Annotated in this window: 14 protein-coding genes; 2 read left to right on the top strand and 12 right to left on the bottom strand. The window is 64.3% G+C overall.

What is annotated here, in order from left to right; genetic code table 11:
* Nucleotides 1-164: 164 nt before the first annotated feature.
* The 6 genes from CKW35_RS06800 to ribBA all read right to left on the bottom strand — a co-directional run bounded on the left by CKW35_RS06800 (nt 165) and on the right by ribBA (nt 7,001).
* Complete coding sequence (locus tag CKW35_RS06800; protein ID WP_095115504.1) at nt 165-1,472, bottom strand: substrate-binding domain-containing protein; 1,308 nt, start codon at nt 1,470-1,472, stop codon at nt 165-167.
* 111 nt (nt 1,473-1,583) lie between these two features.
* Complete coding sequence (locus tag CKW35_RS06795) at nt 1,584-2,732, bottom strand: ABC transporter ATP-binding protein (RefSeq protein ID WP_060517287.1); 1,149 nt, start codon at nt 2,730-2,732, stop codon at nt 1,584-1,586.
* Nucleotides 2,733-2,751: 19 nt separating this feature from the next.
* Nucleotides 2,752-3,561 (bottom strand): ABC transporter permease, encoded by an 810-nt coding sequence (locus CKW35_RS06790; RefSeq protein ID WP_016499074.1) that lies wholly within the window; start codon nt 3,559-3,561, stop codon nt 2,752-2,754.
* Between the two features lie 6 nt (nt 3,562-3,567).
* On the bottom strand, nt 3,568-4,485 hold the full coding sequence (locus tag CKW35_RS06785; RefSeq protein ID WP_016487673.1) for an ABC transporter permease: 918 nt from the start codon (nt 4,483-4,485) through the stop codon (nt 3,568-3,570).
* Nucleotides 4,482-5,507, bottom strand: coding sequence for an ABC transporter substrate-binding protein (locus tag CKW35_RS06780; protein ID WP_016487672.1), 1,026 nt, complete (start codon nt 5,505-5,507; stop codon nt 4,482-4,484). Before CKW35_RS06780 ends, CKW35_RS06785 begins: the two co-directional genes overlap by 4 nt.
* A gap of 372 nt (nt 5,508-5,879) precedes the next feature.
* Nucleotides 5,880-7,001 carry a bifunctional 3,4-dihydroxy-2-butanone-4-phosphate synthase/GTP cyclohydrolase II gene (gene ribBA / locus CKW35_RS06775; RefSeq protein WP_016487671.1) on the bottom strand — a complete coding sequence of 374 codons (1,122 nt, stop codon included), beginning with the start codon at nt 6,999-7,001 and terminating at the stop codon, nt 5,880-5,882.
* A gap of 78 nt (nt 7,002-7,079) precedes the next feature.
* On the opposite strand from ribBA, the gene CKW35_RS06770 reads away from it, so the two are divergent.
* Nucleotides 7,080-7,373 (top strand): DUF1330 domain-containing protein, encoded by a 294-nt coding sequence (locus CKW35_RS06770; protein WP_023049469.1) that lies wholly within the window; start codon nt 7,080-7,082, stop codon nt 7,371-7,373.
* 252 nt (nt 7,374-7,625) lie between these two features.
* Here CKW35_RS06770 and CKW35_RS06765 read toward each other — a convergent pair whose 3' ends face one another.
* The 6 genes from CKW35_RS06765 to purU are packed head-to-tail and all read right to left on the bottom strand — an operon-like array spanning nt 7,626 to nt 14,449.
* A complete protein-coding gene (locus tag CKW35_RS06765; RefSeq protein ID WP_095115502.1) occupies nt 7,626-8,231 on the bottom strand; it encodes a sarcosine oxidase in 606 nt (201 codons plus the stop codon).
* 3 nt (nt 8,232-8,234) lie between these two features.
* Complete coding sequence (locus CKW35_RS06760; RefSeq protein ID WP_095115500.1) at nt 8,235-11,138, bottom strand: 2Fe-2S iron-sulfur cluster-binding protein; 2,904 nt, start codon at nt 11,136-11,138, stop codon at nt 8,235-8,237.
* Nucleotides 11,135-11,440 carry a sarcosine oxidase subunit delta gene (locus tag CKW35_RS06755; protein ID WP_016487667.1) on the bottom strand — a complete coding sequence of 102 codons (306 nt, stop codon included), beginning with the start codon at nt 11,438-11,440 and terminating at the stop codon, nt 11,135-11,137. Before CKW35_RS06755 ends, CKW35_RS06760 begins: the two co-directional genes overlap by 4 nt.
* A gap of 11 nt (nt 11,441-11,451) precedes the next feature.
* A complete protein-coding gene (locus tag CKW35_RS06750; RefSeq protein ID WP_016487666.1) occupies nt 11,452-12,693 on the bottom strand; it encodes an FAD-dependent oxidoreductase in 1,242 nt (413 codons plus the stop codon).
* Complete coding sequence (gene folD / locus CKW35_RS06745) at nt 12,693-13,586, bottom strand: bifunctional methylenetetrahydrofolate dehydrogenase/methenyltetrahydrofolate cyclohydrolase FolD (protein WP_095115498.1); 894 nt, start codon at nt 13,584-13,586, stop codon at nt 12,693-12,695. The genes CKW35_RS06750 and folD overlap by 1 nt, the downstream gene beginning before the upstream one ends.
* Complete coding sequence (purU, locus tag CKW35_RS06740) at nt 13,583-14,449, bottom strand: formyltetrahydrofolate deformylase (protein WP_095115496.1); 867 nt, start codon at nt 14,447-14,449, stop codon at nt 13,583-13,585. Before purU ends, folD begins: the two co-directional genes overlap by 4 nt.
* Before the next feature lie 210 nt (nt 14,450-14,659).
* Here purU and CKW35_RS06735 point away from each other — a divergent pair, with 210 nt between their 5' ends.
* Nucleotides 14,660-15,058, top strand: coding sequence for a hypothetical protein (locus CKW35_RS06735; protein ID WP_016487663.1), 399 nt, complete (start codon nt 14,660-14,662; stop codon nt 15,056-15,058).
* The last annotated feature ends 101 nt before the right edge of the window (nt 15,059-15,159 follow it).

Raw genomic sequence — 15,159 nt, 5'->3', positions numbered from 1 at the left:
AGCCCCTCCTTGAATGTCGACGTTGCATGGCAACAGTGATCCGACATGGCGGCTTGGCAGCCGTCAGAGGGGCCCGGTATCACATGACTTTGAGCCTAGACCCGATTGCAGGAGATACCGAATGGGGAGCTGTTACATTTCTTTGCCAGGGCCCCTGCATCAATTCAGTACACCCACACCTCAACCCGCCGATTGCGCAGTCGCCCTTGCTCCAGCTCATTGCCGGCCACCGGCAGTTCATCGCCCATGCCCGTCACCTCCAGCAACTCCACGCCATCGCGCGCCAGCTCGCGGCGCACTGCCTGGGCCCGAAGGCGCGAGAGCAGGGCGGCGCGGCCAGGCGTTTCCTTGGGGTCGCCAAACCCTACCAGCACCGCTTTGCTCTGCAGCTTGCCAGCCTGGCGCAGGTACTCGGCCACCCGCTGCACATCACGCAGGGCCTTGTTATCGAGGCTGGCGCTGCCTTCCTGAAAGCGGAAGTTCACACTCAGCCGCTGCGCCTGTTGGGCCAAGGTACGGTAGCGCGGCGGCATGTCTGCCTGGGGCACGACTGGCTGGGCCTTGATCTGCTGCGAAACAAAGCCCTGCTGGGCGACGATGGCCTGGCCGGCCGGGCTCTGGGCAAAGTCGGCCAGGGCTCTGGCCTGTGGCTTGGGGTTGGCCGGCAGGTAGAAGTACAGGCGCCGTGACAGCGGGTAATCTTCGCTGGCCACCAGGGCGCGCTCCGGCAGCATGGCCGGTGCGTCGCCTTCGGCTACCGCCAGCACCTTGGCCCCGTGCACCGCAGCCAGGCTGCTGAAGCCGATGGCCTGGCGGTCGGTGGCCACCTGCGCGGCCAGTTCGTCACTGGACTCGTAACGCAGAGCCTTGGCTGACAGCTCGTTGTGCTGGGGCTCCAGCACCAGCGCCTTGAACGTCTCGAAGGTGCCGGAGCGGTCGTCGCGGGCGTACAGGTGAATGGCGCCGCCAGGAATGCCCAATTGCTCCCAGCGTTGGATCTGCCCAGAGAAAATCTGCGCCAGCTGCTGCGTGTTCAATTGTGGTAGCGGGTTGTCGGGGTGGACGATGACCGCGACACCGTCCAGGCCGATCACTTGTTCGGCGCTGGCAGTGCGCAGGTCGCCAAGGGCCCGTAGTAGGCGCACTTCACTGTCGTTGATCGGCCGCGAGGCAGCTGCCAGGTCGGCATCGCCACGGCCGAGGGCGACGAAGCCGGTGCTGGACCCATGAGCGGCGATGTCGATGCGTACGGTTTGCCCCTGTGCGTCGCGCGCGGTTATCACCAACTCGTTGGCGACCTTGCCCGGCTGCTGCTCGACGACTGTGGCCTGCTGCGCGCGCAGTTGCCCTTTTACCAGGGCAGGGAGCAGCGCTGCGCCGATGGTGTTGGAGCCTTGAACGCGCAGGTGTACAGGCTCGGCCAGGGTGGCCAGCGGTAGCAAAGTGAGCAGCAAGACAAACAGGCGGGGCATGCCGGGTGGCCTATGGCATAGAGATGGCCGGCAGATTACGACAGTGGCGTGATGATAATGTGACAGCCGCTAGGGGAGGGCCTTGCCCTCCCTGTGCGGCGAGTGATGGACTCAATGCGCCCCGGCAGATTTGCTCAGGTCACTCTCGGCCCACTCGGTATAGATGCACGCATCGGCTACCGCCCAACGCACCTTCACGCTGTCACCCGGCTGCATCGGCATGCCCGCAGCCGACAGTGCTTTCACCGTCAGCTCGGTGCCCCCTGCAGTCACCACATGGCAGGTCTGGCTTTCACCCAGGAACAGCACTTCGCCCACCTTGGCACTCACCTCGTTCCAGCCCGCCGGCAGTGGTTCGCGGGCGGCCTGTTCGACGGTCAGGGCCAGGGCTTTTTCCGGGCGCACCATGATCAGCGCATCCTGCGCAGCGGCCAGGCCTGGGGTCAGGCGGATGGCCACCGGCTGGCCTTCGAAGCTGCCTGCGCCGTTGCTGCTGGCTTTGATGCGCAAGAAGTTGGAGTTGCCCAGGAACGAGGCGACAAAGGCATTCGGCGGGTTTTGGTACAGGTCGTAACCGGTGCCCAGGCCGACGATCTTGCCATGGCTGAAGATGGCGATGCGCTGGGACAGGCGCATGGCTTCCTCTTGGTCATGGGTGACGTAGACGATGGTGATACCCAGCCGACGGTGCAACTGGCGCAGCTCGTCCTGCAGGTCTTCGCGCAGCTTCTTGTCCAGTGCGCCGAGCGGTTCGTCCATCAGCAGAATGCGTGGCTCGTACACCAGTGCCCGGGCAATCGCCACGCGCTGCTGTTGCCCGCCGGACATCTGCGACGGCTTGCGGTGGGCGAACTGCTCCAGCTGTACCAGCTTGAGCATGGCGTCGACCCGTTTTTGGGTCTCGCTGGTGCTGAGCTTGCGGATGGCCAGGGGGAACGCGATGTTGTCGCGCACGTTGAGGTGCGGGAACAGCGAGTAACGCTGGAACACCATGCCGATGTCACGTTTGTGCGGCGGTACATTCACCAGCGACTGGCCATCCACCAGGATCTCGCCACTGCTGGGTGTTTCGAAGCCGGCCAGCATCGACAGGGTCGTGGATTTGCCCGAGCCGCTGGACCCGAGGAAGGTCAGGAACTCGCCGTCCTGGATTTCCAGGTCAAGGTTGTCCACGGCGGTGAAGTCACCGTAGTGCTTGTTCAGGCCGCGCAGGCTGACCAGGGTCTTGCCTGGCGCGTTGTCTTTGATCACTGCACTCATTGTTGTTTTCTCCGCGCGCTCAGGCGTTTGTTTCGGTGCGCCGGCGCAAGGCGGCGGCAATGAACATGACAAGCAGCGACAGGCCGATCAGCAGGGTCGAGGCCACGGCGATGACCGGGCTGAGGTCCTGGCGCAGGGTGGTCCACATTTTTACCGGCAGGGTCTGCAGGTCGGGGCTGGCCATCATCACGCTCAGCACCACCTCATCCCACGACACCAGGAAGGCGAACAGGCCACCGGCGATCATCCCCGGGCGAATGGCCGGGAAGGTGACCTTGAAAATAGCCTGCAGGCGCGAGGCACCGCAGATCACCGCGGCATCTTCGATCGACTGGTCGAACAGCTTCAGCGAGTTGATGATCGAGATGATGGTGAAGGGCAGGGCGACGATCACGTGGCTGACCACGAAGGCGAACAGCGTGCCGGTGTAGCCGAGCTTGAGAAACAGTGCGTACACCGCCACGGCGATGATCACCAGCGGCACGATCATCGGCATGGTGAACAGCCCGTACAGCAGCTCGCGGCCCGGGAAGCGGCCACGCACCAGGGCGAATGCGCTGGGCAGGCCCAGCAGCACGGCGGCGACGGTGGTCAGCACGGCCACCTTGAGGCTGGCCAGCGCGGCGTCCATCCACTCCGGGTTGGAGAAGAACTGGCCGTACCACTTGAAGGTCCAGCCCGGGGGCGGAAATACCAGCCACTGGGACGAGCCGAACGACAGCAACACGATGAACACCACCGGTAGCAGCAGGAAGGCCGCGATGACCCCGGTGGTCAGGTACAGGCCCGTACGCAGCGGGCGGCCCATGGCATTGGGAGACAGGAGCATGGCGGTTTACCTCGCGTTGCCGACCGGGGATTCCGGCTGCAGCTTCAGGTACAGGTAGAAGAGCACCAGGGTGATCGCCACCAGCAATGCCGCAGCGGCGCTGGCCAAGCCCCAGTTGAGGAACGACTGCACCTGCTGGATGATGAATTCGGGCAGCATCATGTTCTGCGCCCCGCCCAGCAGCGCAGGGGTAACGTAGTAGCCCAGCGACATCACGAACACCATCAGCGCCCCGGAGAACAGCCCCGAACGGCACAGCGGCAGGAACACCTTCCAGAAGTTGGTCCACGGGCTGGCGCCGCAGATGGAACCGGCCTGCAGCACCATCGGGTCGATGGCGTGCATGGTGGCCTGCAGCGGCAGCACGATGAACGGGATCATGATGTAGCTCATGCCGATTACCACGCCCGTGAGGTTATGCACCATTTCCAGCGGGGTATCGATGATACCCATGGCCATCAACGCCTTGTTGATCACCCCCGAGCTTTGCAGCAACACCAGCCACGAGTAGGTGCGCGCCAGCAGGCTGGTCCACATCGACAGCAGCACGATGTTCAGCAGCCAGCGGCCCCAGCCCTTGGGCACCAGGGTGATCGCCCAAGCCAGTGGGAAGCCCAGCAGCACGCTGATCAGGGTGACTACGCCAGCTACCGAGAAGGTGTTGAACAGCACCCGTGCGTAGGCTGAGTTGGCAAACAGCTGCTCGTAGTTGCCCAGCCCCGGCGTTGGCTCCAGCACGCCACGCAGCAACAGGCCGACCAGCGGTGCGAAGAAGAACAAGCCAAGAAACAGCAGGGCCGGCAGTAGGTTGCGGCTGCCTTTCCAGCGTTGGCTCAGGCTGGTGCGGCGAGGGGCCGTCCCAGGGGCGCCGGTGCCCGTGGGGGCACCTTGCGCGTTATGCAGGGCGTTGATGGCGACTTTCATTTGACCAACCACTCATTCCAGCGGGCCGCGATGGCCTGACCGTTTTTAGCCCAGTAGGCGAAGTCGAGTGTGACCTGGTCCTGGGCGTAGGCAGTGGGCAGGTTTGGCGCAAGGTCTTTGTCCAGCTTGGCCACGCTGTCGACGTTCACCGGGGCGTAGGCGGTCTTGTTGGCGAACTCGGCCTGGCCTTCGGCGCTGCTGGCGTTGGCCAGGAACTTCATGGCCGCCTCCTTGTTCTTGGCACCTTTGGGGATGACCAGGAAATCGGCCATGACCAGATTCTGCTTCCAGCTCACGCCCACGGGAGCGCCGTCTTGCTGCAGGGCGTAGACACGGCCGTTCCAGAACTGCCCGAGGGAAGCTTCACCCGAAGCCAGCAGCTGCTGCGACTGGGCTCCACCGCCCCACCAGACGATGTCTTTCTTGATGGTGTCGAGCTTCTTGAAGGCGCGGTCCAGGTCCAACGGGTACAGCTTGTCCGGCGCTACGCCGTCGGCCAGCAGGGCCAGTTCAAGCACGCCGGGGCTGGGCCATTTGTACAGGGCGCGTTTGCCAGGGTAGGTCTTGGTGTCGAACAGTGCGGTCCAGTCCACCGGCTTGTTGGCACCGAGCTTGCCTTCGTTGTAGCCCAGTACGAAGGAGAAGAAGAACGAGCCGACGCCGTGGTCGGACACGAAGCGCGGGTCGATCTTGTCGCGCTTGATCTGGTTGAAGTCGAGGGGTTCGAGCAGGCCTTCGCTGGCGGCGCGCAGGGCAAAGTCGGCTTCGACATCCACCACGTCCCATTGCACGTTGCCGCTTTCGACCATGGCCTTGAGCTTGCCGTAGTCGGTGGGGCCGTCCTGCACGACCTTGATGTCGGTGGCTTTGGTGAAGGGTACGGCCCACGCTTCTTTCTGGGCGTCCTGGGTGGTCCCGCCCCAGCTGACGAAGTTGAGGCTGTCAGCGGCTTGGGCGGCTTGACATGCCAGGGTCAGCAGGCTGGCGGACAGCACTGCGGTTACACGTTTGCTCAACAGCATGGTTACGCCCTCGTTGCTTTTGTTATTCGAGGCGGGGCTTGTGGTGCGCCCGCCAACAGTGTTCGGGGAGCAGCTAAAACAAAGTGTCTGGGTGGCCGTTTTTAATTGTAGGTGCCGGCCTGCAGATTTAAGGTCTACGGGATATCATATTATGGTATTCCAAACTTTTGGCAAGGGGTATGAGGCGACCGGCCATCACCCTGCCCTCAGGTTTGGTTGCCGGGGCGTTGTGGGAGCGGCCTTGTGTCGCGAATGGGCCGCAAAGCGGCCCCAGGATTTCAGAGCTGACCGAAAGATTGCAGGGGCCGCTCTGCGGCCCATTCGCGACACAAGGCCGCTCCCACAAGGCCGGCGTCGCAGGGAGGGCGGAGGTCAGCCCGGCATTACGGGCTCGAACGCAATGCTCTGCACCACCTCCAGCTCATATCCCGCCAGGCCGGCGTACTTCAGCGGTGGCCCCAGGTGACGCAGCTTGCCCACGCCCAGGTCCTGCAGAATCTGCGCCCCGGTGCCCACTTCGGAGTACACCTTCGACTGCCCACGCTGATAAGGCCTTACCGGCTGGGTCAGCTGCGGTACACGCTCCAGCAGCGCCTGGGAGGATTCATGGTTGGCCAGGATCACCACCACGCCAGTACCTTCATCGGCCACCTTCTGCAGCGCTGCCCACAGCGTCCAATTGGGCGGGCCTGCGTATTCGGCACCGACCAGGTCGCGCAGCGGGTCGATCACGTGCACCCGCACCAGCGTCGGTTGCTCGCGACGGATGTCGCCCATGACCATGGCCATGTGCACACCGCCTTCAATGCGGTCCTCATAGGTGACCAGGCGGAAGGTGCCGTGCACGGTCGGCAGCTCGCGCTCGCCGATGCGCTTGATGGTCTGCTCGGTGCTCAGGCGGTAGTGAATGAGGTCGGCGATGGTGCCGATCTTGATGCCATGCCGGGCGGCAAACACTTCAAGGTCAGGGCGGCGGGCCATGGTGCCGTCGTCATTCAGCACTTCAACAATGACCGACGCCGGGCTGAAGCCAGCCAGGCGCGCCAGGTCGCAGCCGGCCTCGGTGTGGCCGGCGCGGGTCAGCACGCCGCCTTCGCGTGCGCGCAGGGGGAAAATGTGGCCGGGTTGTACCAGGTCTTCGGGGCGGGCGGTGGGGGCCATGGCCGCTGCCACGGTGCGCGCCCGGTCGGCGGCGGAAATGCCGGTGGTGACGCCGGTGGCCGCCTCGATCGACACGGTGAACGCCGTGCTAAAAGCGCTGCCGTTGGCCGGTACCATCTGCTCCAGGCCCAGGCGCTGGCAGTGTTCGTCGGTCAGGGTCAGGCAGATCAGGCCACGCGCTTCGCGGGCCATGAAGTTGATGGCCTGGGCGTCGCAACGCTCGGCAGCGATCAGCAGGTCGCCTTCGTTCTCTCGGTCCTCGTCATCCACCAGCAGGACCATCTTGCCTTGCCGGTAGTCCTCTAGAAGTTCCTCGATGGTGTTGAATGCCATGTTGCACGCTCACTGTGGTGGGGTGATTATTATGGTATACCATCATACACAAATATCGTCGTTTCAGGAGAGCAGCGCATGAAGGCCTATTGGATCGCCCACGTGGACGTAACCGACCCCGAGCAATACCAGCAGTACACCCAACGCGCTCCGGCAGCCTTCAAGGCATTCGGCGGCCGCTTCCTGGCACGTGGCGGGCGCAGTGAGGCGATGGAAGGGCGGCCAACCCCGCAGCGTAGCGTGGTGATCGAGTTTGATTCGTACGAGCAGGCCGTGGCGTGTTACCGGTCCGCGCTGTACCAGGAGGCGTGCAGCCATCGCCAGGGGGTGGCGAAGGCTGAAGTGATCATTGTCGAAGGGTTTGAACCCTGATGTTGGGCTGATGGCCCTTTCGCGGGTAAACCCGCTTGTGTCTTGGAGAAGGAATAGAATCTGAAGTGAGAGCGGTGAATGGCAAGCTGATAGCCCGAGGTGCCCAGAGCACGTGTGGGAGCAAAAGCTGCCATTCACCGTTCCACTTTGGCGAGAGCCCGAACAGTTGGATGAGGGCCGTAATCTCGAATCACAAGCGTGGGCCAAACGCCGAAAATCGTGCGGCGAACACGCTGCAGGCCTCACCGCGTATCAACCCACCAACGCACCCAGCTCAATCAAACCGCCATCGAATTCATCCATGGCATCCAGCATCGCTGCCCGCATGTACACCCGTGACGCCCGATCAAACAGCAACTGTAATGTTGGACGCTCATCGCTGCCCACATTCACCACAATCACATTGATGCGTGCCACCGAAGTCTGCGCCACCGCCCCGGCCGGAAACGCCTCGGCACGCAAGTCCACTGCGCACAACTTGGCCATCACCGCACTGCCAAGGGCTCCAGACAGCTGCAGCCAGGCATGGCTGTCCTGGCGCGGCAGCAAGTAGTTACGCTGGGCATCCTGCACCCACTCGGCCTCTGCGCCAGCCACCCGTGCGCCTTTGTCGGCCAGGCTGCCCAGCAGCAGGTACTCGGTCTGCGACAACCGCGCTACCCAGCCGCCGTCGTCCTGGCGCACGGCCTGGTTCGGCTGCGGCGGCAAACGGTAGCCGCGCTGCTGCAGGTAGGCGGCGGTGTCACCCCCGCGAAACCCGACCCGTGCCACATCGGTCAGGTCGGTCAACGCGCAGGTGTGCCGCCACTCGGCCCGCGGGCTGTGAGGGAGAAACGCTTCGGCTTGCAAACGGGTCATGGCTCAGAGCTCCTGGCGCTGGTTGTCGGGATCGTGGAACGGCAGTTGCACCACCTTGGCCTGCACCATCGCGCCGCCCTGCACGCGGATCGGGATGTGCATGCCTGGGGTGGCCTGGTGGGCACCGGCATAGGCCAGGCCGATGATCTGCCCTACGGTTTGCGAGTATTCGCAGGAAGTGACGTTGCCGCTGATGGCCGGCCCGTCCAGCACCAGGTGCCCCTCCAGTGGTTGCGGGCTGCCCTTCGGCAGGGTGAAACCGACCAGCTTGCGCTTGAGCGGCTGCGCCTCAAGGATTTCGATGGAGCGCTTGCCGACGAAGAACGGCTTCTTGCGGCCGATGGCCCATTGCATGTCGATCTCTGCCGGGTGGGTCATGCCGTCGGTATCCTGGCTGATGATCACATGGCCTTTTTCCAGGCGTAGCAGGCGCTGGGTCTCGACGCCGAAAGGGCGAATACCCAGGCCTGCACCGGCTTGCATCAGTTCGTCCCACAGGCGCTCGGCATGGCGCGCCGGCACATGCACTTCGTAGCCCAGCTCACCGACGAAGCCGACCCGCAGGATGCGTGCGGGGATGCCCGCTACATTGCCCAGGCGTACGCCGAGGTAGGGGAAGGCTTCGGCCGACAGGTCCACGTCAGCGCACACCTTGGCCAGCACCTGGCGTGACAGTGGCCCGGCCAGGTTTACCGCGGCCAGGGCGGCGGTGACGTTGGTGATGTCCACGTCCAGGCGCCACTGCGCGTTCCACTTCAGCATCTGTTGATAGATGCGGTCCACGCCGCTGGTGGTGGCGGTGACATAGAAGTGTTGCTCGCCCAGGCGTGCGCAGACGCCGTCGTCGATCACCACGCCCTGTTCGTTGGTCATCAGCGCGTAGCGGGTGCGGCCGACAGGCAGCTTGGCAAAGCCGAAGGTGTAGACGCGCTCCAGCAGTTCTGCGGCGTCTGGGCCGCGCACGTCCAGGCCGCCCAAGGTAGACACGTCGATCAGGCCGACTTTTTCGCGCACATGGCGGGCTTCTTCCTGCATGCAGCGCTCACGTTCCTCGGGCTTGCCGTAATAGGCCGGGCGTTGCCAGGTGCCGGCAGGCATCATTTTCGCCCCGGCTTGCAAGTGGCGGCGGTGCATTGGCGTTTGCCGGTAAGGGTCGAAGGCACGGCCGGCGACATGCGCCAGCTTTTCTGCCTGGAACGGTGGGCGGGCAGTAGTCACCCCGGTCTCGCTGATGCTGCGGCCGGTCGCCTGCGCTACCAGGCGTGCGGTGGGCAGCGCCGAGTGGCGGCCTTGGGACGGGCCCATGCCGACCGTGGAAAAGCGCTTGACCAACTGCACGTCGCGATAGCCGCTGCGGGTGGCGTTGACGATGTCGCGCACCTGCAGGTCTTCGTCGAAGTCGACGAAATCCTTGCCCTTGGGGTGCGCAAAGATTGGCCAGGGGAAATTGACCTTGGCTTCGGCGCTGAACACCGATTGTGGTGGCGCTTGCAGGCCCAGCGCTGCCACTGCATCGGCAGCCCCGCGCGTGGCATCGGCCAGCACGTTGGTCAGCGCGTGACGGCCGTTCACCGAGCCGGCGATGCCCAACCCGGCTGGCAGGTCGCTGATGGTGAACTCGTCGCGGTTGACGTCATAGGCCAACTTGCCACCGGCCTGGCACAGCAGTTGGTATATCGGCATGTAGCCCGCCGACATGCACAGCAGGTCGCAAGCCAGGCGCAGGCCATGAGGGCCGACCTTGCCCTGGCCGGTGATCGGGCGAATGTCCACGCCGTTGACATGACGCATACCCGCTTCGTGCAGTGCTTCGTACACCGTGCTGCCCAGGTACACGGGGATATCGCGGCGCTTCAGTTCGGCGGCCAGTGCGGCATCGGCCGGCGCAGCGCGCATATCGACCACTGCGGCCACGGCCACGCCTTGCTCCTGCAAGTCGAGGGCGGCCAGATAGCCGTCATCGTGGCCGGTGAGGATCACCGCGCGCTGGCCGGGCTTGACCGCATACAGCTTCATCAGCCGCTGGGCAGCGCTGGTCAGCATCACGCCCGGCAGGTCGTTATTGCGAAACACCACCGGCTGGTCGAACGAACCGGCTGCCACCAGGCAACGGCTGGCACGCACCTTGTACAAGCGTGTGTGCTGGATCACTGGCAAGTAGTTGTCGGTGAACCAGCCGTTGCAGGTGGCATCCAGCAGTACCTGGATGTTCGGGTGGACCTCGATGGCGGCCAACAGCGCCTGGCGCAGGCTGGCGGCGCGGGTGCCGGCGATGTCGAAGCGGGCGTAGGTGAGCGAGCCGCCCAGTACCGGCTGTTGTTCGATGAGCAGCACCTTGGCCCCGGCATTGGCCGCGTCCAGCGCGGCGCGCAGGCCGGCAGGGCCGCCGCCGATGACCGCCACATCCACGAACAGATAGGCTTTGTCGTAGTACTGCGGCTTGAAGCCAAGGTCGAGCACGCCCAGGCCGGCCTTTTTGCGAATCAGCGGTTCCCACACTTTCCACATGCCCTTGGGCTTGTAGAACGAGCGGTAGTAGAAGCCCACCGGCATGAAGCGTGAAAACTTGCCCAGACAGGCGTCGCGGTCATGCTCCAGGCTGCCGTTGAAGTTCTGCCCTGTGACCACCTGGCCCTCGCATGCGGCCTCCAGGTCGGCCAGCACGTTGGGTTCGTCAGGCAACTGCACCAGGGTGTTGGCATCCTGCCCGGCCATGCTCAGCGGGCCGCGTGGGCGATGGTATTTGAACGAACGCGACAGCAGCCAGCGGCCGTTACCGAGCAGGGCGCTGGCAATGGTGTCACCGGCAAAGCCCTGGCAGGCCTGGCCATCGAACTGGAAGCGCAGGGGCCGCTCGCGGTCGATCAGCAGGCCCATGGGCGCAGGGAGGCGGGTGTGGCTGTTCATCCGGCGATCTCCGGTGTGGCAACGGGGGTGAAATCGACACGGCGGTCGAACAGTGCTTTCGGGTCGAAGGTGCGCAGCACCTGGTCACTCACCGTGTGGCGCTCGGCCAGAAACCAGTAGCTGGAGGCGTTGTGCAGCCACCACTCGGTCACCACCCCGGCCAGGTTGTCGCTGTTGAACACGTAGTCTGCCCACTCGGCATCGCTGCAGCGGGCCGGGTCGGGCATGTGCTTGAATTCGCCGCCGTAGGTGAACTCGCTGATGTTGCGCGGGCCGTTCAAGGGGCAGGTCAGGATCTTCATTGTCGTTGCTCCTAGTGGCTGGCCGCAGTGGCGCCCATTTCGTTGACTTGCTGGAAGCGGCTGAAGCGCTCCAGGGCGAAGGGGGCGATCATTTCGGGCACTTTGCCGCCGCTGGCCACCAGCTCGGCCATGGTCTTGCCGCAAATTGGCGTGGCCTTGAAGCCCCAGGTGCCCCAGCCGGCGTCCAGGTAGTAGTTGTGCACCGGCGACAGGCCCATGATCGGGCTGTAGTCCGGGGTCATGTCGGTCATCCCGGCCCACTGGCGCATCAGCTTGGCGTTGGCCATGAACGGGAACATCTCGATGGCGTGGGCTAGCAGGCTTTCCTTGAGATCCAGTGTGGAGCGCGTGTTGTACAGCGGGTAGGGGTCGGAGCCGCCGCCAAAGACGATCTCGCCACGGCTGGTCTGCTGCACATAACAGTGCAGTGCCGACGAACTGACCAGCGGATCGAGGAACGGCTTGAACGGCTGCGTGACCATGGCCTGGAGCGGGTAGGTGTGAATCGGCGCACGTATGCCAGCCTTGGCCATCAGCAGCGAACTGGCGCCGGCCACGGCCTGGACCACGCAGCCGCACTGTACGGTGCCACGGTTGGTCTTGACCGCTTCGATGCGGCCATTGCGAATCAGCAGGTCCTGCACTTCGGTCAGCGGGTGGATTTCCACGCCACGCTTGGCTGCCTGCTTGGCGTAGCCCCAGGCGACTGCGTCATGGCGCGCGGTGGCGCCGTCGATGTGCCAAAGGCCCGCCAGCACCGGCAGGTGGCCGGGGTCGAGGTTAAGGCTGGGCACCAGTTCACGAATCTGCTGGCGGTCGATCATTTCGGTGCGCCCGCCGAAGTGCTTGTTGACTTCGGCCCGCTGGCGGAAGGCGCGCACGGTGGCATCGGTGTGCGCCAGGGTGAGCTGGCCGCGCTCGGAATACATGATGTTGAAGTCGAACTCGTTCGACAGGTTCTGGAACATGCGCACCGATTCTGCGTAAAAGCGCACACCTTCGCTGGTGAGGTAGTTGGAGCGGATAACCGCGGTGTTGCGTGCGGTATTGCCACCGCCCAGGTAGGCCTTTTCCAGCACGGCGACGTTGGTCACGCCATGGTACCTGGCGAGGTAGTAGGCGATGGCCAGGCCATGGCCGCCGGCGCCAATGATCACCACGTCATAGCGTGGCTTGAGTTCGCACGGTGGCGGCAGGTCGACCTCCACCGGGTAGTCGGCACTCAGGCCGTATTTCAGCAGGGCGAAAGGCATCAGGTGCGCTCCTGGTGGGCGGCCTGTTGTTGCAGGTCGAGGGCGAGCAGGGTGTTTTTCATCAGGTAGGCGATGGTCATCGGGCCGACGCCGCCGGGCACCGGAGTAATGCCGGCGACCTGGGGCAGGGCAGCGGCGAAGTCGACATCACCGACCAGGCGGCTGTGGCCGCCGTCATCGACGCGGTTGATGCCGACGTCGATCACCACCGCGCCGGGCTTGAGCCAGTCGGCACCGATCAGCCGTGGCTGGCCCACTGCCGCCACCAGGATGTCGGCCTGGCGGCAAAGCGCCGGCAGGTCGCGGCTGTGCGAGTGCACCACGGTCACCGTACAGTCGGCCTGCAGCAGCAGGGCAGCCATGGGTTTGCCGACAATGTTCGAGCGGCCGACCACCACCGCATGCTTGCCGCGCAGCTCGCCACAGGCGTCGCGCAGCAGGCGCATGCAAGCGCTGGGGGTGCACGGGGTGAGCACATCGCGGCCTTGGGCCAGGCCACCGACGTTCTCGCTGTGGAAGCCGTCCACGTCCTTGAACGGGCTGATGGCTTGCAATACACGGTGCTCGTCGATGTGCCCGGGCAACGGCAGTTGCACGAGGATGCCGTTTACCTCCGGGTCGCGGTTCAGGCGGTCGATCAAGGTCAGCAGGTGGGCCTGGGTGGTGTCGGCGTGCAGGCGATGTTCCAGCGAGCGGATGCCCACCTCTTCGGCGCGCAGCACTTTGTTGCGTACGTACACGTGGCTGGCGGCATCGGCGCCCACCAGCACCACGGCCAGGCCGGGTTGCACGCCGCCCTGGCGCAGTTCCAGCACCTGCTCGCGCACTTCGGCCAGCACCCGCGCGGCGGTGGCCTTGCCGTCGATCAGCTTGACGCTGGGAAGGGCGCTCATTTGAAGATCACCGTGCGGTCGTGGTTAAGGAACACCCGGTGTTCCAGGTGGTATTTCACGGCGCGGGAAAGGGCGATGGTCTCGGTGTCGCGGCCGATGGCCACCAGATCGTCCGGTGCGTAGGCGTGGTCCACGCGCTGCACTTCCTGCTCGATGATCGGGCCCTCGTCCAGGTCGCTGGTCACGTAGTGGGCGGTTGCGCCGATCAGTTTGACCCCGCGCTGATAGGCCTGGTGGTAAGGCTTGGCACCTTTGAAACCGGGCAGGAACGAGTGATGGATGTTGATCGCCCGCCCCGACAGCTGCCGGCACAGGTCATCGGAGAGGATTTGCATGTAGCGCGCCAGCACCACCAGTTCGGTGCCAGTGTCCTCGACGATGCGCAGCAGCGCGGCTTCCTGTTCGGCCTTGGTGTCTTTGGTCACCGGCAGGTAGACGAAGCGGATACCCTGGCGCTCGGCCATCGGGCGCAGGTCCAGGTGGTTGGAGACCACAGCGGTAATGTGCATGTCCAGCTCGCCCTTGGCGTGGCGGTACAGCAGGTCGGACAGGCAGTGGTCGAACTTGCTCACCATCAGCAGCACGCGCATCGGCCGGGCGCTACTGTGCAGGCTCCACTGCATGCCGAAGCGCTGGGCCAGGTCGGTAAAGCCAGCCTCCAGTTGCGGCGTATCACCACGGATACCGGTGTTGAAGCGAAACACCGCGCGCATGAAGAAGCGCCCATTGTCCTCGTCGTCGAACTGCGCCATCTCGCTGATGTAGCAACCGTGCTCGGCCAGGTAGGTGGTCACTGCGGCGACGATGCCGGACACGGCCGGGCAACTGACGCGCAGGATGAAGTGATCGGGAGCGGGGTGCATGTCGGGTAGGCCTCGTGATGGAGTGGGGCAGGTCGGGCACAAGGGCAAAAAAAGCTTCGCAAGGGGCAAAGTGGTGTTTCTTCGTGGGAATATAAATTTCCTTTTGGGGATTTATAGGCGAAATGAGGGGTGGGGGTCTAGCGGTTTGTGAAATTTTTTATCCTGACAGGAAAGTTTTTTTCGAGGCCTTTGCCGGGCTATGCTTGCTCCATGACACCACCCCCTCTGCGCCAACCTTGCCCTCCTGGTGCCTGCGACTGCGGCCGTGAACACTTGGTCGATCACCCGCAGGCGGCCCAGCGCATCCTCCTGCTGACCCGACAGGAAGAAAAGCGCCTGCTTGAACGCCTGGAAAACCTCAAGGACTTCGAGGACCTGCAACGCCTGCAGCAACGCCTGTACGAAAACCTCGGCATCCGCGTGCACATTGCCCCCGGCTACAACGAAGTGCGGACCATGCGCGGTATCGTCATTGAACTGGATGACCAGCCGGGTCTGTGCCGCAAGACCCGGCAGTCGATCCCGGCGGCAATTCGCCGCGGGCTGGAGCGCAACCCGCAGGTAGCCTTCCGTCTGCTCGATACCCACGACCTGCTGCGTGATGCCTGACCTTTGATTTCTGCACCGCTCCCACATGGGGCGCGCCAGTTGCTCTAATTTTTTCACCGCGTGCTACGTCTACTTGAAAGCCCCCTGCACCAGGCGTGCAG

This window comes from Pseudomonas sp. Irchel 3F3 (assembly GCF_900187545.1).
In the GTDB taxonomy this organism is placed as follows: domain Bacteria; phylum Pseudomonadota; class Gammaproteobacteria; order Pseudomonadales; family Pseudomonadaceae; genus Aquipseudomonas; species Aquipseudomonas fortuita.
The sequence above is the reverse complement of the archived record's forward strand: the minus strand, read 5'-3'. Positions and strand labels throughout refer to the sequence as shown.

Coding starts and splice junctions, on each gene's coding strand:
- CKW35_RS06795 (WP_060517287.1), bottom strand. CDS start 2,732: ATGAGTGCAGTGATCAAAGACAACGCGCCAGGCAAGACCCTGGTCAGC.
- CKW35_RS06750 (WP_016487666.1), bottom strand. CDS start 12,693: ATGCCTTTCGCCCTGCTGAAATACGGCCTGAGTGCCGACTACCCGGTG.
- folD (WP_095115498.1), bottom strand. CDS start 13,586: ATGAGCGCCCTTCCCAGCGTCAAGCTGATCGACGGCAAGGCCACCGCC.
- ribBA (WP_016487671.1), bottom strand. CDS start 7,001: ATGGCATTCAACACCATCGAGGAACTTCTAGAGGACTACCGGCAAGGC.
- CKW35_RS06735 (WP_016487663.1), top strand. CDS start 14,660: ATGACACCACCCCCTCTGCGCCAACCTTGCCCTCCTGGTGCCTGCGAC.
- CKW35_RS06755 (WP_016487667.1), bottom strand. CDS start 11,440: ATGAAGATCCTGACCTGCCCCTTGAACGGCCCGCGCAACATCAGCGAG.
- CKW35_RS06770 (WP_023049469.1), top strand. CDS start 7,080: ATGAAGGCCTATTGGATCGCCCACGTGGACGTAACCGACCCCGAGCAA.
- CKW35_RS06765 (WP_095115502.1), bottom strand. CDS start 8,231: ATGACCCGTTTGCAAGCCGAAGCGTTTCTCCCTCACAGCCCGCGGGCC.
- CKW35_RS06790 (WP_016499074.1), bottom strand. CDS start 3,561: ATGCTCCTGTCTCCCAATGCCATGGGCCGCCCGCTGCGTACGGGCCTG.
- CKW35_RS06785 (WP_016487673.1), bottom strand. CDS start 4,485: ATGAAAGTCGCCATCAACGCCCTGCATAACGCGCAAGGTGCCCCCACG.
- CKW35_RS06760 (WP_095115500.1), bottom strand. CDS start 11,138: ATGAACAGCCACACCCGCCTCCCTGCGCCCATGGGCCTGCTGATCGAC.
- CKW35_RS06780 (WP_016487672.1), bottom strand. CDS start 5,507: ATGCTGTTGAGCAAACGTGTAACCGCAGTGCTGTCCGCCAGCCTGCTG.
- purU (WP_095115496.1), bottom strand. CDS start 14,449: ATGCACCCCGCTCCCGATCACTTCATCCTGCGCGTCAGTTGCCCGGCC.
- CKW35_RS06800 (WP_095115504.1), bottom strand. CDS start 1,472: ATGCCCCGCCTGTTTGTCTTGCTGCTCACTTTGCTACCGCTGGCCACC.